The 15,325-nt window shown below is 53.5% G+C and carries 16 protein-coding genes and 1 tRNA gene; 12 read left to right on the top strand and 5 right to left on the bottom strand.

Translation table 11 applies throughout. From position 1 onward, the window contains the following. The first annotated feature begins 169 nt into the window (after positions 1–169). The 10 genes from ispH (at position 170) to BMW46_RS13460 (ending at position 8,413) form a co-directional block, all read left to right on the top strand. Positions 170–1,114, top strand: a complete 945-nt coding sequence (gene ispH, locus BMW46_RS13505) for a 4-hydroxy-3-methylbut-2-enyl diphosphate reductase (RefSeq protein ID WP_074709213.1) — start codon at positions 170–172, stop codon at positions 1,112–1,114. 218 nt (positions 1,115–1,332) lie between these two features. Beyond that, the gene (locus BMW46_RS13500; RefSeq protein ID WP_074709211.1) at positions 1,333–1,857 is read left to right on the top strand and encodes a KdsC family phosphatase; all 525 of its coding nucleotides are present in this window, start codon (positions 1,333–1,335) and stop codon (positions 1,855–1,857) included. Continuing rightward, positions 1,854–2,426, top strand: coding sequence for an LPS export ABC transporter periplasmic protein LptC (lptC, locus tag BMW46_RS13495; protein WP_074709177.1), 573 nt, complete (start codon positions 1,854–1,856; stop codon positions 2,424–2,426). The genes BMW46_RS13500 and lptC overlap by 4 nt, the downstream gene beginning before the upstream one ends. A 19-nt stretch (positions 2,427–2,445) precedes the next feature. Further along, entirely contained in the window at positions 2,446–2,982 is a 537-nt protein-coding gene (gene lptA, locus BMW46_RS13490) for a lipopolysaccharide transport periplasmic protein LptA (protein ID WP_074709176.1), read from the top strand. Between the two features lie 12 nt (positions 2,983–2,994). Next, a complete protein-coding gene (gene lptB / locus BMW46_RS13485; protein ID WP_256377076.1) occupies positions 2,995–3,801 on the top strand; it encodes an LPS export ABC transporter ATP-binding protein in 807 nt (268 codons plus the stop codon). Between the two features lie 49 nt (positions 3,802–3,850). Beyond that, positions 3,851–5,317: an RNA polymerase factor sigma-54 gene (locus BMW46_RS13480; protein ID WP_074709175.1), complete on the top strand. Its 1,467-nt coding sequence runs from the start codon at positions 3,851–3,853 to the stop codon at positions 5,315–5,317. 27 nt (positions 5,318–5,344) lie between these two features. Beyond that, positions 5,345–5,647 carry a ribosome hibernation-promoting factor, HPF/YfiA family gene (gene hpf / locus BMW46_RS13475; RefSeq protein WP_074709174.1) on the top strand — a complete coding sequence of 101 codons (303 nt, stop codon included), beginning with the start codon at positions 5,345–5,347 and terminating at the stop codon, positions 5,645–5,647. Between the two features lie 174 nt (positions 5,648–5,821). Beyond that, entirely contained in the window at positions 5,822–6,766 is a 945-nt protein-coding gene (hprK, locus tag BMW46_RS13470) for an HPr(Ser) kinase/phosphatase (protein WP_074709210.1), read from the top strand. Between the two features lie 87 nt (positions 6,767–6,853). After that, a complete protein-coding gene (gene rapZ / locus BMW46_RS13465) occupies positions 6,854–7,693 on the top strand; it encodes an RNase adapter RapZ (protein WP_074709173.1) in 840 nt (279 codons plus the stop codon). A 144-nt stretch (positions 7,694–7,837) separates the two neighbouring features. Then, the gene (locus BMW46_RS13460) at positions 7,838–8,413 is read left to right on the top strand and encodes a flavin prenyltransferase UbiX (RefSeq protein WP_371113521.1); all 576 of its coding nucleotides are present in this window, start codon (positions 7,838–7,840) and stop codon (positions 8,411–8,413) included. A gap of 31 nt (positions 8,414–8,444) precedes the next feature. Here BMW46_RS13460 and BMW46_RS13455 read toward each other — a convergent pair whose 3' ends face one another. From BMW46_RS13455 to BMW46_RS13435, 5 genes are all read right to left on the bottom strand, one after another. Beyond that, complete coding sequence (locus BMW46_RS13455) at positions 8,445–9,098, bottom strand: 5-formyltetrahydrofolate cyclo-ligase (RefSeq protein WP_074709172.1); 654 nt, start codon at positions 9,096–9,098, stop codon at positions 8,445–8,447. Between the two features lie 25 nt (positions 9,099–9,123). Then, positions 9,124–10,275, bottom strand: coding sequence for an A/G-specific adenine glycosylase (gene mutY / locus BMW46_RS13450; protein WP_074709171.1), 1,152 nt, complete (start codon positions 10,273–10,275; stop codon positions 9,124–9,126). Continuing rightward, complete coding sequence (locus BMW46_RS13445) at positions 10,275–11,795, bottom strand: AsmA family protein (protein WP_074709170.1); 1,521 nt, start codon at positions 11,793–11,795, stop codon at positions 10,275–10,277. The genes mutY and BMW46_RS13445 overlap by 1 nt, the downstream gene beginning before the upstream one ends. Before the next feature lie 13 nt (positions 11,796–11,808). Next, positions 11,809–11,882 (bottom strand) — tRNA-Gly (locus BMW46_RS13440). A 285-nt stretch (positions 11,883–12,167) separates the two neighbouring features. Next, complete coding sequence (locus tag BMW46_RS13435; RefSeq protein ID WP_074709169.1) at positions 12,168–13,079, bottom strand: ion transporter; 912 nt, start codon at positions 13,077–13,079, stop codon at positions 12,168–12,170. A gap of 540 nt (positions 13,080–13,619) precedes the next feature. Between BMW46_RS13435 and BMW46_RS15465 the strand changes: the two genes are divergently transcribed. Further along, a complete protein-coding gene (locus tag BMW46_RS15465; protein ID WP_177171101.1) occupies positions 13,620–13,871 on the top strand; it encodes a hypothetical protein in 252 nt (83 codons plus the stop codon). 489 nt (positions 13,872–14,360) lie between these two features. Then, positions 14,361–14,849, top strand: a complete 489-nt coding sequence (locus BMW46_RS13425; RefSeq protein WP_256377075.1) for an HPP family protein — start codon at positions 14,361–14,363, stop codon at positions 14,847–14,849. The last annotated feature ends 476 nt before the right edge of the window (positions 14,850–15,325 follow it).

The raw sequence follows: 15,325 nt of genomic DNA, 5'->3' as shown, positions 1-15,325 counted from the left end.
TTGCCTTCCCCGCCCTGCATTGAATGCCTCATGGTTTGTAGAATGGCTGGCACTCGCAGGCATACAGAGGTTATCCAGAGGATTAAATTTGAGGGTATATGTCGAATGCTAACCGTACCGCCAGCGGTATTTGTGCTTGAATGAGGTGTATTTAATGGAAAACGGCGAAATGATCAAGGTATTGCTTGCAAACCCTCGCGGTTTCTGTGCAGGCGTGGACCGGGCAATCGAAATTGTCGAGCGTGCACTGAGCGTGCATGGCGCGCCGATCTACGTGCGCCACGAAGTGGTGCATAACCGTTTCGTAGTGGAGGATCTGGAAAAAAAGGGAGCAGTATTTGTCGAGAACCTCGATGAAGTCCCAGCCGGCAGCATTCTGATCTTCAGTGCTCACGGAGTTTCCCATGCGGTGCGACGCGAAGCCGAGGCGGGACAATTCAAGGTATTCGATGCCACGTGTCCGCTCGTGACCAAAGTCCACATTGAAGTGGCAAAGATGCGGGACCAGGGAAGAGAAATCATCATGATCGGCCATGCGGGACATCCGGAGGTGGAAGGTACCATGGGTCAGGCCGAGGGAGATGGTCCTTCCATGTATCTGGTGGAAACAGAAGAAGATGTCGAGAAACTGCAGGTGCAGGATCCGGCTCACCTGGCTTACGTGACCCAGACCACCTTATCCGTGGACGATGCCAATCGGGTGATCCAGGCCCTGAAAGGTCGTTTTCCCAACATCCTCGGTCCCAAAAAGGATGATATCTGCTACGCCACCCAGAACCGGCAGGACGCGGTAAAAACGATGGTCAAGCAATGCGATCTCGTGATTGTGGTGGGCTCCCCCAATAGCTCCAACTCAAACCGCCTGTGTGAAGTGGCGAGAAATGCCGGAGTGGACGCGTACATGCTGGACCGGGCGGAACAATTGCAGGAAACCTGGCTGAAAGGCAAAATGCGGATCGGTATTACTGCGGGGGCATCGGCGCCGGAAGTGCTTGTACAGGAAGTCATCTCGCGACTCAGACAAATCGTGTCAGAGCAAGCGGAAAGGGAAGTGGTGGTGGAAGAGTTGAGAGGAGTGGTTGAGTCAGTGGTGTTCCCATTGCCAAGAAACTGATCCCGGCTTTTCATCGGATAGTTTTACTCCCTTAGATCGGAAACTCCTTGCTTCCATCCATCAGTGCCCGCTCGGGCTGACGCGGCAACCTCACAGCGGGTAGCTGCGGCATTCATTCATCTCCTACGTTCTCACCGAGTTTCGGCATTCATACGCAATGCAGGTTGTTCCAGAGTTTTTACAAGTTCATTCGATCCGACTATTCAGCCCATAGCAAAATGCAACACATATACGAAAAGGCAAGAAAGATCACGATGGTTATCTTCGATGTGGATGGCGTGCTCACGGACGGGAGCCTCTATCTCACGGACGGAGGTGAGGAGATCAAGGCGTTCAACAGCCAGGATGGCCACGGCCTGAAAATGCTCAAGGCCACCGGAATCAAGGTGGCGCTTATCACGGGCCGTCAGTCCCGCTGCGTGGATTTGAAGGCAAAGGACTGGGGCGTTACCCTCGTCTATCAAGGCGCAAAAAACAAGCTTCCCGCATTCGAGGCCTTGCTCGAGGATCAACACCTGGATGCATCCGCCTGTGCATACGTGGGAGATGATCTGATCGATCTGCCAATCCTGCTGCGCTGCGGTCTTGCCATCTCTGTGCCTGCCGCACCTGCCCTCGTGAAAAAGCACGCGCACTATATCACCCGTCTGGAAGGAGGGCGAGGTGCTGCGCGCGAGATCTGCGAAATGATAATGCAGGCACAGGACACGCTGGACGCGCATCTTGCGACTTATCTCACATGATTGGTCACCTTCGCTTCGGGTTCCTTTTCGTTATATTAGCCCTGTTTGCATCATTGCTAATCCTGCTGAATCAGGACGGGCACACACCTCTGCTTGCGCCGGAGAGCGTATCAGTACGGGCGCCCGATTATGTTTTGGAAGATTTTTCTGCCATTCGCACGGATGAGAACGACGCGGGATACAAAATGCTTCTCGGAAAAAAAATGGTGCATTATCCCGACGATGATTCGGCTGAGCTGGAACAACCCCGCTTAATTACTATCGAACCCGGTAAACCTTCAGTACAACTGCAGGCGGATCATGCGAAGATGTCCGCCGAGGGCGAAGACATTTATTTGAGTGGCAATGTGGTGATCGTCCGAAACGCGGGTAAAGGCCGCGGTGAGACAATCTTGACAACCAGTCTGCTGCATCTCATTCCCGACCAGGACATTGCGCGAACGGACAAGCCCGTGGAGATAACTGAAACGAACGCCACTATCAGAGCGATTGGAATGGAAATGAACAATCGTACGGGCAACACACAGTTGTTGTCGCAAGTAAAGGTCGTGCATGACAAGAAACGCTAGGTTCTCTTTTACGGCTCCCATGAAACCCCTGTCTGCCGCTTTTCTCGTTGTAATGCTCTTCAGCGCACCGGTTCTGGCAGAGCGGGCAGACAGCGAGAAGCCTGTGCATCTGGAGGCGGACCGCGCCACCGTGCAGGATGCCAACAAGCTAGCTACCTTTATCGGCAATGTCGTACTGACCCAAGGAACACTGATTATTCGCGCGGATAAGATGACAGTGAAGGAAGACGCCAACGGTTTTCAATACGCCACTGCATTCGGCAATCTTGCCAGTTTTCGCCAGAAGCGCGATGGCAAGGATGAATACGTGGAGGGCTGGAGCGAGCGTATGGAATACGATGGCAAGGCCGACAAGGTTCAGCTTTTCAAGAAAGCAAGATTGAGACGCGGAAAGGATGAAGTTCATGGGGACTATATTTCCTATGATGCGGTCAACGAATTCTTCCAGGTAAATGGCGAGGGTGGAACGAGCACCCAAACCCATTCCGAGGGCAGGGTGAGAGCTGTGATACAGCCCAAAAAGAAGGAGCCCAAACCCGAGGCAGACAATTCATAAACAAACACCATTATGGAACTTCCCCTCTCTTCAGCCCGCGGCCACGCCGATCATGCTTCCCAAGCCCCTGAAGCTCCCCTGGTTTCCTCAGGAAAGAGAAGTGAATTCAGGGCGGAAAATCTGAAAAAAAGCTACAAGTCGCGCACAGTGGTGCATGATGTTTCCCTTTCGGTTAAAAGCGGAGAAGTCGTCGGCTTGCTGGGTCCCAATGGCGCAGGCAAGACCACCTGTTTTTACATGATGGTGGGCCTTGTGCCGCTGGATGGGGGCAGCATCGTCCTCGATGAGCTTGACCTCAGCCAGATGCCCATGCATGAGCGCGCGCGCCTTGGTTTGAGCTATTTGCCGCAGGAGGCTTCGATTTTCAGGCGACTCTCGGTAGCCGACAATATTCGCGCTGTACTGGAATTGAAAAACCATGGGGCTGACGAGATGCAGCAGCATCTCGACAATTTGCTGCATGATCTGCATATCAGTCATATACGCAACAGTCCGGCCATCAGTTTGTCCGGCGGGGAACGGCGGCGCGTCGAAATTGCCCGTGCGCTGGCGACAGGGCCACATTTCATCTTGCTGGACGAGCCATTTGCCGGAGTGGATCCCATTGCCGTGCTGGACATCCAGAAAATTATCCGCTTTCTGAGGGAGCGGGGCATCGGTGTGCTGATCACCGACCATAATGTCCGGGAAACATTAGGAATCTGCGACCATGCCTACATCATAAGCGACGGCAGGGTGCTTGCGAGCGGCAGTCCAGACGAAATCATTTATAATGAAAACGTGAGAAAAGTCTATCTGGGAGAACATTTCCGCCTTTGAAATAAAACTTCGCTTTACCTGAAACCGGCTTTATCGCTGTTTTTCCAATATGAAACCAACTCTTCAAGTCAAGCTGTCGCAACATCTGGCGCTTACGCCGCAATTGCAGCAGTCCATCCGGTTATTGCAACTCTCCACCATAGAGTTGAACCAGGAGATAGAGCGCATCGTACAGGAGAATCCCCTTCTGGAACTTGATGACAGCATCGGTAACGACAGCACGGATTATCATAAAGTCATACCGGAAGAGTTGGCCGCACCGTTGCCAAATGAGCTGGAGGTTGCCGAGGAAAGCATCCCTATTCTCTCCGTCGAAGCAGAAACCGATGTGAAGCAGCCGCTCGACGAGCGGGAGTGGCTTCCGGAGGACAGCGTTTTTCGGCACAACCGGGACGATGAGGACGAACGTGATATTCCGCAGCAAGCGGTGGAACCTCCGAGTCTGCGCGACCACCTCAACTCGCAGCTCAGCCTGAGCCAAATCTCCCAGCGCGATAGAAAGATCGCCGGATTACTGATCGACAGCCTGGATGATGATGGCTATCTCGTCCAAGATCTGGAAGAATTGGTCGATCTGTTGCCCGCCGAGCTGTCAATAGATATCGACGACCTGCACATTGCCCTCGAACATTTGCAGCACCTGGATCCCCCCGGGATCGGTGCGCGCAACTTGAGAGAATGCCTCATCATGCAACTGCAGGCGCTGCCACCCGATACGCCCTACCTGGAGCAGGCGTTGGCGCTAGTGAACAATCATCTTGAAAGCCTGGCATCCCGGGACTTCAGCGCCATCAAGCGGGTGCTGCACTGCAGCGACGACTGTCTTCGTTCCGTCCAGCAGATGATAACGCGGTTGAATCCGAGACCAGCCACGGCCTTCAGCTCCGCAGTTGCCTGCTACATCGTACCCGACGTCATCGTGACCAAAATCGGCGGTTCCTGGGTAGCCAGCCTTAACCCGGAAGCCATGCCGCGTCTCAGGATCAACCGCCTCTATGCCGAGATCCTGAAAGGATGCAATGATGACTCTACCCGTCGGCTGATCAGCCAATTGCACGAAGCAAAATGGCTGGTAAAGAACGTACAACAGCGTTTCAACACCATCCTCAAGGCATCGGCAGCCATTGTGGAACGCCAGCAGCAGTTTTTCGAGCATGGAGCAGTTGCAATGCGTCCGATGGTATTGCGGGAAATCGCCGATGTGCTGAATCTGCATGAATCCACCATTTCGCGGGTTACCACGCAGAAATTCATGCGTACGCCGCGCGGTATTTTCGAATTGAAGTATTTTTTTGGCAGCCACGTATCAACGGATAGTGGCGGCGCCTGCTCCGCCACCGCCATTCGCGCGCTGATCAAGCAAATGATCAGCGCAGAAAACTCGAGGAAGCCGCTCAGCGATAATCAGATCTCGGAGGTCCTGGGGCAGCAGGGTATCATGGTTGCTCGCCGCACCGTGGCAAAATATCGGGAGTCCTTGCAAATTCCTTCCGTCAATCTTCGGAAATCGTTTTAACCCCAGTTCATTTCATAGGAGCCACAAATGAACATCCACGTCACAGGTCGGCAAGTCGAAATCACCTCTCCATTGCGCGATTATGTTGTTTCCAAATTGAGCCGGATCACTCAACGTTTCGACCAGATTGTGGATATCACTGTGACCCTTTCCGTGGAAAAACTGGAGCAGAAGGCGGAGGCGCTGGTCCGGGTGCCTGGCAATGATATTTTTGTCGAGGCAGACAGCACCGATATGTACGCTTCCATAGATAATCTCGTTGATAAACTCGATCGTCAGTTGGTCCGCCGCAAGGAGAAAAATGAAAGCCAACGCACGGATGCCGTTTAAGGAATTCCGGATCAGGACAATCTGAATCAACGATCAGGTGTAGCAACGATAAAGAGTTCTGCATCAATAGATTCAACACCGCTTTTCGCTCCGAAACCATGAATTTGTTTCGGGACTCCCGGGAAGAAGCTCGTGGTTTTTCCCAATCCTGATAATCAGGAGGTATTCAACCAGATGGTCGGAATTGACGCCAGACAGCTTTTCGAGGAAAAACGCCAGAAACTGGATCTCACCTGGGAAGCAGGGCGGGATGGAGGCGACAGGAGTCTCGATAATGAAGCGATCGCGCGTTCGACGCAGGGGATGATCGGACACCTCAATTTCATCCATCCCAACTGGATTCAGGTACTGAGCGAAACCGAGGCCGAATATCTCAACGCGCTCGATCCTGCTTCCCTCGAACAGCATATGCGCAGGCTTGCCGAAAGCGACATGCTATGCATCATTGTTACAGCGGGCGCATGTGTCCCCGATTCCATAAGGTCCCTGGCGGATTCCACGCGTACCCCTCTCTTCTGTACACCCTACTCCAGTCTCGAAATCCTCTGGATATTACGTCCCTATCTCGGGCAGGTCCTTGCTCCTTCCTGCAGCAGGCATGGCGTATTGCTCGACGTTCTTGGCCTCGGCGTAATGATTACCGGCGAGAGCAGTGTCGGCAAGAGCGAATTGGCGCTGGAACTGGTAAGTCGCGGACATGGATTGGTGGCGGATGATGTGGTGGAGCTCTATCGCATTGCGCCGGAAATGCTCGAAGGACGCTGCCCGCCCATGCTGCGCGATTTTCTCGAAGTGCGGGGACTTGGAATGCTGAACATTCGAACGATTTTTGGCGAAACGGCGGTACGGCGCAAAAAAAACATGAAACTCATCGTTCACTTGCAGAAACCCAGCAGCACTGATCTCAATGCAATGGAACGGCTGCCGATCAATGATGTCACTGAGAATATCCTGGATGTCAACATCCGGAAAGTCATCATTCCAGTTGCCGCCGGCCGAAACCTCGCTGTGCTGGTAGAAGCGGCGGTGCGGAACTATGTTTTGCAATTGCGCGGCATAGACAGCGGTCAGGAATTTTTCGCGCGCCATCAACAGGAACTCGAGAACGGGCAAACATAAACACGTGGGCGAAAACAGAGTTAAAACCTTCTCGTCCTTCCCTGCCTTTCTGCTCACGGATATTCTTATCCGGTACGATTTGAATCTATGCAATTGATCGTCGTCAGCGGCCTGTCAGGCTCCGGCAAGAGCATCGCGCTTACCGTTCTGGAAGATAACGGCTACTATTGCGTTGACAATCTTCCGGCCAACCTGCTGCTGGAGGTGACGGTTTATCTGAAGCAATCCGGTCACGAGCGCGTCGCCGTCAGCATTGACGCCAGAAGCAGCGAAACCTTGCATCTCCTGCCACAGCGGTTGGCCGACTTGAGGCGGCAGAAAATGGATATCCATCTGTTGTTTCTCGACACCAAGACGGATACGCTGTTGAAGCGTTTTTCCGAAACTCGCCGCCGTCATCCACTCAGTGACAATCAATCCACCCTGCCGGAATGCATAGAGATGGAACGCGAGATGTTGCGTGAAATTCATGACCTGGCAAACCGCATCGATACCAGTGACTTGAGCGCGAGCTCGCTGCGAGCCTGGATAAGAGATTTCATCGGACTGGAGCCCGGGCGCCTGACGCTGCTGTTCCAATCTTTTGGCTTCAAGCACGGCATCCCGCTGGATTCCGACATGGTGTTCGATGTTCGCTGCCTTCCCAATCCCCACTATGAGGCCCTTCTGCGACCTTTGACGGGAAAGGATGGCGCCGTGATCGAATACATGGATGCAAACAGCAGCGTGAATCGCATGTTCGAGGATATTCGCCGATTCGTCGATGACTGGTTGCCCTGTTTCATCCGCGATAACCGCAATTACCTCACGGTAGCGATCGGTTGCACAGGAGGGCGGCACCGTTCCGTTTATTTCGTGGAGCGGTTGGCGCGTTATTTTACGGAAAACAACCAGGTTCTGGTACGACATCGGGAATTGAATGCATAAAACGCCATTCGCCCCCTGCAACATTGCAACCCTGTGGGCGAACAGGGCATCCCCGCTCGCCGATTACTTATCCATTTCCAGACATTGAATTCCCGCGCCAGCACATCGAAAACTGTCACGCTTGCTTTTACCGGCGCGTCCGGCATGCCCTATGGCATGCGTTTGCTGGAACTGTTGCTCGCAGCCGGCACTCGCGTCTACCTGATGTATTCCCAGGCAGCGCAGATCGTGGCTCATCAGGAAATGCAGCTGGTATTGCCTTCTCGCGCCCGGGAAGCCGAGGAGCTGTTGCGTCGGCGTTTCAGTACTGAACAGGACCAGTTGCGCGTGTTTGGACGGGAGGATTGGTTGGCTCCGGTTGCCTCCGGCTCCAACCCGGCTGACGCAATGGTGGTTTGCCCCTGCACCATGGGTACGCTTGCTGCAATTGCCGCAGGAATGAGTCAAAAGCTGATCGAACGTTCAGCGGACGTAATGCTGAAGGAAAACCGGAAGCTCATCCTCGTACCCCGGGAAACCCCATTTTCCGCCATTCACCTCGAAAATATGCTGAAGCTTGCGCGTAGCGGCGCAATAATCCTTCCACCCAATCCCGGCTTCTATCACCATCCCCGGGATATCCACGACATGGTGGATTTTGTAGTGGCGCGTATCCTCGACCATGTGGGAGTTGCCCATACGCTCATGCCGCGCTGGGGCGAAGAAAGTACGGCCGATTGAATTCGACGCGGCGCGTTCTCGTGCCGATGAACTATCCTTCGGTCTCCCTGATTTCTCCTGTCCTCGCGGTGAGAATATCGGCGCATTGGCCAGCAGAAACGGGTTTCAATCCCGTGTGGGTTGCATGATAAATTCCCGCCTCGGTGACAACGAAATCCATGGGAATATCGTGTGCGTGGGGATGCAAATTTTCCAGGCGGAGAATTTCGAACGCAACACCGATAGCGAGCGGACGCGGCTTCATGACGGCTAGTGTACGATCGAAATAACCGCTGCCGTACCCCAGGCGAAAGCCAAGTTTATCGAAGCCGATCATGGGGATGATCAAGGCATCCACTGTTACCACATCGGTATTGTCAGGTACCGGAATATCATAAGCGCCGATTTTCATGGGCGCTTCCTGCCACCACTTGCGGAACCGGAGTGGCTCATGTTTATTCACTACCTCGGGGAGCGCAAGCGTGGCGCCCCGGGTCTGGAAAAAAAACATGAGCGGACGGGGATCATATTCGCCCCGATGAGGCCAGCAAAATCCGACAGTACTTGTCCGGAGCGCGAGAAAGCCTTGTTCCAGCAGCTCGGTGATGGCAGCGCTCCAGCGACGATGGTCGGCTGCGCCTATGCATTCCCTGGCCGCCATCAGTTCCGCGCGCTGGTGCCTTCTCCAGTCCTTCCAGTTATTCATCACTCTTTCGAATATATACTCGCCGTCAGTTATCTGCCATAGCCGGAATTTCAAGCGGCTCTGTCTGAGATGTATATTGTAGAAGCACTTTCCTCACGGGGGAGGGGATGGCAGCTTTCAGCGCGTCCTCGGGCATTATCCATACACAGGGATTCCCGGACTGCGATAACGCCTCTGGTGCCAAATGGTCCGCCGGGCAGGAAATGACTTGCAGGATGAGCGGATAAATTCGCAATCTGAAGTGGGTAAAGGTGTGAGTGAATGCTTCCATCTGTGACATTGGGCCCACATTTATCCCGAACCGCATGCAGTATTCAACCACATTCTCATTCATCCCCATCTCCGGCAGGCTCCACAGCGCGCCCCAGATCCCCACGCTCGGCCGTTTTTCCAACAGGATTTTGCCCTGTGCCACCACCAGCAGCAGCACCGCTTCCCTTTCCGGCAATATCTTCCTCGGCCGAGGAGTGGGCAGGCTGCCGACGCGGCTGTCCCTGAAAGCAATACACTCCAGGCGAAGCGGGCATGAGCCGCACATGGGGCGAGCACGGATGCAGATAGTTGCCCCCAAGTCCATCAGCGCCTGGGTATAGTCCTCGATATCGCGCTCAATCGGGCTCTCATCTCTCTTTGGCAGCAATGCTTCTGCTTTTTGCCACAACTGCGCTTCCACCTGCTTTTCGCCCGGGTAACCCTCGATTCCGAAGCAACGCGAAAGAATGCGTTTCACATTGCCGTCGAGAATCGCGGCTCGCTTTCCGAATGCGAATACCGCAATTGCCGCAGCGGTGGAGCGGCCGATTCCCGGAAGCTGACGAATGATGTCAACCTCCTCGGGAAAAATCCCGCCATGCTCTCCCACAATCCGCTGCGCCGCTTTATGCAGGTTCCTCGCACGCGAGTAGTAGCCCAACCCGCTCCACTGTACCATTACCTCATCCAGCGATGCGGAGGCAAGACTTTGTATGTCGGGGAAGCATTGCAGAAATCGCCGGTAATAGGGAATAACTGTCCCCACCTGCGTTTGCTGCAGCATGATTTCCGAGAGCCAGATGGGATAGGGGTCACGCGTGTTCTGCCAAGGCAGATGGTGGCGGCCATGCTCGCGCTGCCAGCGGATGAGTCTAGTGGCGAAAGAATTCGCAATAGAATCCGAAATATCTCCTCCCGCGCTCATCAGGGGCGTATGTCCACTCTGACCCTTGATGCCGTGAAGTCACCCGCCTTCAATACGCCTACCCGAATCGACCCTTCCAGGTTCAAGCCCTCCAGATCATCCAGCACGCTTAATTCGAATGAGCGCTGCGGGTGGCTGGCTTTTTGTCGCTGCTGCCCATCTTGCTGTCGCGCCGAAAAACGGTCCAGATTCAGCTCATCGATATCCGCTTCAAAAGCGAGGTGCGGCGGAATGAAGCCGCTTGCCGAAAATATCACCGTGATATTACTGTCTGCCAAGGTTCCGTTCAGCTTTGTCCACGCATTGCCAGCCGAGCTGTCAAGGGAGGCGCTGCCGAAGAAGCTTCCTTGAATACCATTCGCGGGAAGGCTTGCACCCTTCGCCTCGATTTCTGCTTTCAATTCTGGCAGCCTCAGCCAAAGCGCCTGAATATTGCCGCCAACTGGCGAGGAAAAATGGGCCTTTATAACCCGGCCTTCGCTTTCTGATTCCAGATCGGCCGAGAGCACCTCACTCCGGAACTCCGCCAGGGTCCCCTGTATCGACGAAAGAGAAAACTTTCCGCGGGTCAGGCTATGGGACCTGTTAATTTGTGCCACTCCCAAAACTTTATCCGCGGTCACTTTCTGTCCCCTTAAGCCCAGATGGATGGCATTCACCCCAATATTAAAACTGCTGTCAACGTTCCTTATTCCGGCATCGAAGGTGAATTCCTCGGCACCAAATTCCCCTCCTTCCTCCAGAAAGCTGGCAGAAAAATTTCCGCTCGACTGGATGAGCAATCGGCCTGTATCCGGAAGCTGCGCCTCGGCAGCGAGCTTCATCCCATTGAGTGCGAAATACTGCCTTTCTGCGTTCAAAGTCAGGTGAAAACGTATACGGGTCGTTATATCGACTTCGGCACGCTCAGGATGAGCTATGTTAAACGCCAATTCCACTTTGCTGCGAATCGCATCCTCCTCCGAATCTGCTCGTTCGTCCGCCCGGTCAGCTTCCAACCCAATGTTCCTGAATACGAAATGCGTATCGCTGCCTTCATCGCGGAAGGCGAGCAGGGTTTTTTCCATATGTACCCGCCCTATATCGAATCGGAAGCGTTCCCGTTGCTCCTCGCTCCTGATCAGATCATCGATGTTCGTGCTGCCATCGGAAAAACGGATCAGATTGGCTTTCAGTCCTGTGATGTTGATTTCGTCCAGCACCAGCTCCTTTCGAAGCAATGGCAGGATTTCGAGAGAAAAGTGAACCTTCTCTATGGTCGCGAATTCTTCGTCACTGTTATGTTCACTAAGGGAAAGTCCGGTGAGTTTCAAGCCAGGACTGGGAAAGAACGCGAGCGTAATGGGACCGTCGAGCCTGAGCAGCCGCTCCTTTTTCTCTTTCACGAGCCGGATGATCTCCGGCTTGTATGCATTGGGATCAAAAATGACAACAATATAAATGATGCTGCCCAGCAGCAGAACTGTTAAGCCCGCAAACAGGAAAAAAGCCCATCTGGTACAGTGGGGGTAGCGGTTCATAGGCGGGGAGAAATGGAGCGGGTGAAGGGAATCGAACCCTCGTCGTAAGCTTGGGAAGCTTCTGCTCTGCCATTGAGCTACACCCGCCGCATAGCTGCGGATTATACGGAAACTAAGCCATAAATGGCAGGGGCCGTTCCCTTATTCGAAACCAGGTTCTTCATTCGGGGTATGCACCGCCTCCGGCTCGCTGGCTGCCTTGACGGACTCGCGTTAGTCTTTTGCGTCCTCTTCACACGCAGCTCCAATCGCCCATCATGCCGTTTATCCGGTCAAAGTTCGGGGTACGGAAAGCACACTACGTAAGACAGTTAAACCGCTTCATCACGATACTGAACCCCCTCTGACTGCAATCGCTAGCGCGCCAACCCTCTATTGATCGCGTGCAAACAAGGGAAGTTTCGCTCCACAATTCCGGCAAAATCTTGCGTTCTCTTCCAGTCCTGTTGTCAGGCACACAGGGCAGGTCCGAGTGTTTGGCGGGCGTTTCATCGCGAACCGTTGAGCAGTCATTTCCGAAGTGATAATTCCGGTTGGGACAGCAAGGATACTCCACCCGACCAGCATGGTGATTGACGTAATGGCGCGTCCCAGATCAGTTTGAGGAGTAATATCGCCAAAGCCAACGGTTGTGACCGCTGTAATAGCGAAATAGACCGATGTCGGAATACTGCTAAACGGAGAATTGGGACCTCCTTCTATTACATACAGCAGCGTGCCATTCAAAATCACCACGATCGCTACCACAGACAGGAAAATCAGGATTTTGCGCCTGCTCGCTATGATTGCGCTGCCCAGCAGCGAGTACTCCTCCACGTACGCAGTAAGCTTCAGAAGGCGAAACATTCGCAGCAATCGCAGTAGGCGAAGATCGACTAACGCATGCAGTTCCGGTATGAAAAAGGCAGCATATGTTGGAAGGATTGCAAGAAGATCCACTATCCCAAAAAAACTCCTGGCATATCGCAAGGGATGTTTTACGCACCACAGCCGAGCTATGTATTCGATCGTAAACGCAACAGTGAAAAACCACTCCAGAGCATTCAGGATTCCATCATATCGGTGGTTAATCTCGGAAACGCTATCGAGCATCACCACGACCACACTTAACAAAATGGCAGCGATGAGCGAAAAATCGAACCATCGCCCAGCGCGGGTCTCGGCTTCGAAAATAATTACAAAGAGACGGTCACGAAAGCCGGACTCCGGTTTCCCGAAATACGCGGCAATATCGCTTCTTGAGATCGGCCGCGGCGCGACGTTTTCCTGTTCCTGTTTTTTCATAAATAAGTCTTAAAGAGTAAAAGACACTCAAGCTGTTACCGGTTCTCTTTGTCCAATGTCCCTTCACGGATAATAAAAAATTTAGGCATACGAGTGACCCATGAATGAACATGCTGCCCATCTCGTGATTTTGGGCATATCAGCAGGAATGATCGTGGCGATCTGTAATGCTCCATTATGAAGCACTACGTTTTCTTAGACTCACATTGGAGCATGTACATAAACGCATTGCCGTGTTGCGGGTAATGATGGGACTATTAATCGCACATTTTCTGGAGGTGTAGGTTTTTGCCGTTGCCTACATGTTTGTGGAGCATGAGATGGAGTTTGGTCGAATCGCCGGTATCACAACCGGGGACATTTTTGATTATTTTTATTATTCATCTATCTCCTACACGACGGTTGGTTCGGGAATTTGATATCTGTGGGATAAAACGGAATCAGGATGCGCTCCTCTTTCCGTAAATCAAGATTAATATACAGGGGACATCGCCAGCGGATCAGCACTGGCGATCCTTGCGTCATGAGTAGTCGCAGCAGATGATGCAGAGTTCTGCGCTAAAGAAGGGCATCCTCCGAGGAAAGAAGAAACCGGGCTTGCTACAAATCATCTGCGGGAACGCGCTCCTGCGCCCCGGTGGCTTGGTTAGCGTAGGAGCCAGCCATCTGGCGGCAGCTCTCGGCACACTCGCGGCAGACTCTGGCACACTCTTCCATGTCACCTACCTGTTCGCAACTCCTGGCACAGGCTTCGCAGGCTTCGGCGCAGACTCCGCAGAGCTGGTTGCTTAAAGTGGAGTTGCTCAGCATGAAATTGGCCGAGGTCTGACAGAGCTCGGCACAGTTCCACATAAGCCGCATATGGTCTGCGGAAACGTGTTTGCCGCCCGACTCCAGACAATGGGTCATCGCTTCGTGCAGGCACGTTTGATGGCATCGATTACAAGCATCGATGCATGATTGCATTTTGGGATCGGTAGTATGGGTCATCGCGGAGCCTCCTTTAAATTGGGTAAGCAAAAAGCAAGAGAAATCATGATCCTGTTACTATGAAAAGTCCGTACGGTGACAAACGGACCAGCAGGGTCAATTGCTGGAAAAAGCAGCAGTACACGTGTTAACCAAAGGATCAGGACGGTCATTTTTCCCGAAAATAGAGGATAGATTCTCAGGAGCTCGAGTATTAGGCCAAGTCTGGGTCGAACGAGCCGATCAGTGTTCTTAATTTCCCTGATCTTTTATATTAGGATAATCCTCAGGACGATTGGGGGAATTTGCTTTTTGAGCGGACATAAACAGTGCAACGTTCAGCTTGGCTCGTCTATTGTGGTGCGGACTTGGCGCTGCAGTGGGTGGCGCAGTAGCCTTTGTCCCTTGCTTCGCCGCCTGCCTCGCCGTTCTTGCTTCGCCGCCTGCCTCGCCGTTCTTGCTTCGCCAGGCGGCTCTGCCGTATTTTTATTTGGCCTTACCCGCGCGCCGGCGGCACAGCCACGGGCGCTCTTTGGCGGTCACCCTGGAGGCGCTCTCATTGGCATTGCCTGCTATCAGCTCTTCGGCGATTCGCTATGGGTCTATGCGCTCGCTCAGGTATTGGCCTTGTGGTATATGCTCCTCACCAGGACAGTACATCCTCCAGCCGGGGCCAATCCGATGATCATGATTCACGCTCACTCCCAGTCTGACTGCGCTTTGGGAACCGGTTTTCATTGGAGTGTTCCGCTTGACTATCCTGTTTCCTGGCTCGATCAATCCCCTCTCTCCTTGTTTTGAGGAGGGTGGAACGGAATAGCCTGCGGATGCGATGCCGGCCACAGCGCGAGTTATCGTAGGGTGTCCGGATTGCTCCGTCCCGTATGCCGCCCTTGATAGGATTTCTTGAAGACGGCTGAAAGTCGTCCTCATGCCGCTTGCGCGATCCGAGAAGCGCCGGACGTCAGTAAATCCGCTCCGTAATCGATAAGCGGGACCAGCTTCCCGCGTATTCGTTCATCCTCCCACAAGTTCCCTTCGCTCAAGCCTAAGGGGCGTTGTGGGGATTGAAGCGGGAGCTACTGGACTGCCGGTGCAAGGGGAATTTAAAGGGGATTTCAAGTGAACCGCGGCGGCTAAATTTCAATGAGTTCCGCAGGCTCGTTGATGGTGGATGGGTGTTCAGCAGCGACCAGGACGCCGCCGTGTACAGGGATAATATGTGTCACCGTACTTTTGGAACCGAGATCGCAAAAGGGGTGGCGCCAAATGAGCGT

Source organism: Nitrosospira multiformis, from assembly GCF_900111585.1.
In the GTDB taxonomy this organism is placed as follows: domain Bacteria; phylum Pseudomonadota; class Gammaproteobacteria; order Burkholderiales; family Nitrosomonadaceae; genus Nitrosospira; species Nitrosospira multiformis_B.
This window is presented reverse-complemented; position numbering and strand designations above follow the sequence as displayed.

Excerpts from the sequence above, each read along its gene's own strand:
- ispH (WP_074709213.1), top strand. The coding sequence starts at position 170 with ATGATCAAGGTATTGCTTGCAAACCCTCGCGGTTTCTGTGCAGGCGTG.
- lptA (WP_074709176.1), top strand. The coding sequence starts at position 2,446 with ATGAAACCCCTGTCTGCCGCTTTTCTCGTTGTAATGCTCTTCAGCGCA.
- BMW46_RS13500 (WP_074709211.1), top strand. The coding sequence starts at position 1,333 with ATGCAACACATATACGAAAAGGCAAGAAAGATCACGATGGTTATCTTC.
- BMW46_RS13455 (WP_074709172.1), bottom strand. The coding sequence starts at position 9,098 with ATGAATAACTGGAAGGACTGGAGAAGGCACCAGCGCGCGGAACTGATG.
- BMW46_RS13435 (WP_074709169.1), bottom strand. The coding sequence starts at position 13,079 with ATGAAAAAACAGGAACAGGAAAACGTCGCGCCGCGGCCGATCTCAAGA.
- rapZ (WP_074709173.1), top strand. The coding sequence starts at position 6,854 with ATGCAATTGATCGTCGTCAGCGGCCTGTCAGGCTCCGGCAAGAGCATC.
- lptC (WP_074709177.1), top strand. The coding sequence starts at position 1,854 with ATGATTGGTCACCTTCGCTTCGGGTTCCTTTTCGTTATATTAGCCCTG.
- mutY (WP_074709171.1), bottom strand. The coding sequence starts at position 10,275 with ATGAGCGCGGGAGGAGATATTTCGGATTCTATTGCGAATTCTTTCGCC.
- BMW46_RS13445 (WP_074709170.1), bottom strand. The coding sequence starts at position 11,795 with ATGAACCGCTACCCCCACTGTACCAGATGGGCTTTTTTCCTGTTTGCG.
- lptB (WP_256377076.1), top strand. The coding sequence starts at position 2,995 with ATGGAACTTCCCCTCTCTTCAGCCCGCGGCCACGCCGATCATGCTTCC.
- hprK (WP_074709210.1), top strand. The coding sequence starts at position 5,822 with ATGGTCGGAATTGACGCCAGACAGCTTTTCGAGGAAAAACGCCAGAAA.
- BMW46_RS15465 (WP_177171101.1), top strand. The coding sequence starts at position 13,620 with ATGATGCAGAGTTCTGCGCTAAAGAAGGGCATCCTCCGAGGAAAGAAG.
- BMW46_RS13480 (WP_074709175.1), top strand. The coding sequence starts at position 3,851 with ATGAAACCAACTCTTCAAGTCAAGCTGTCGCAACATCTGGCGCTTACG.
- hpf (WP_074709174.1), top strand. The coding sequence starts at position 5,345 with ATGAACATCCACGTCACAGGTCGGCAAGTCGAAATCACCTCTCCATTG.
- BMW46_RS13460 (WP_371113521.1), top strand. The coding sequence starts at position 7,838 with ATGCCCTATGGCATGCGTTTGCTGGAACTGTTGCTCGCAGCCGGCACT.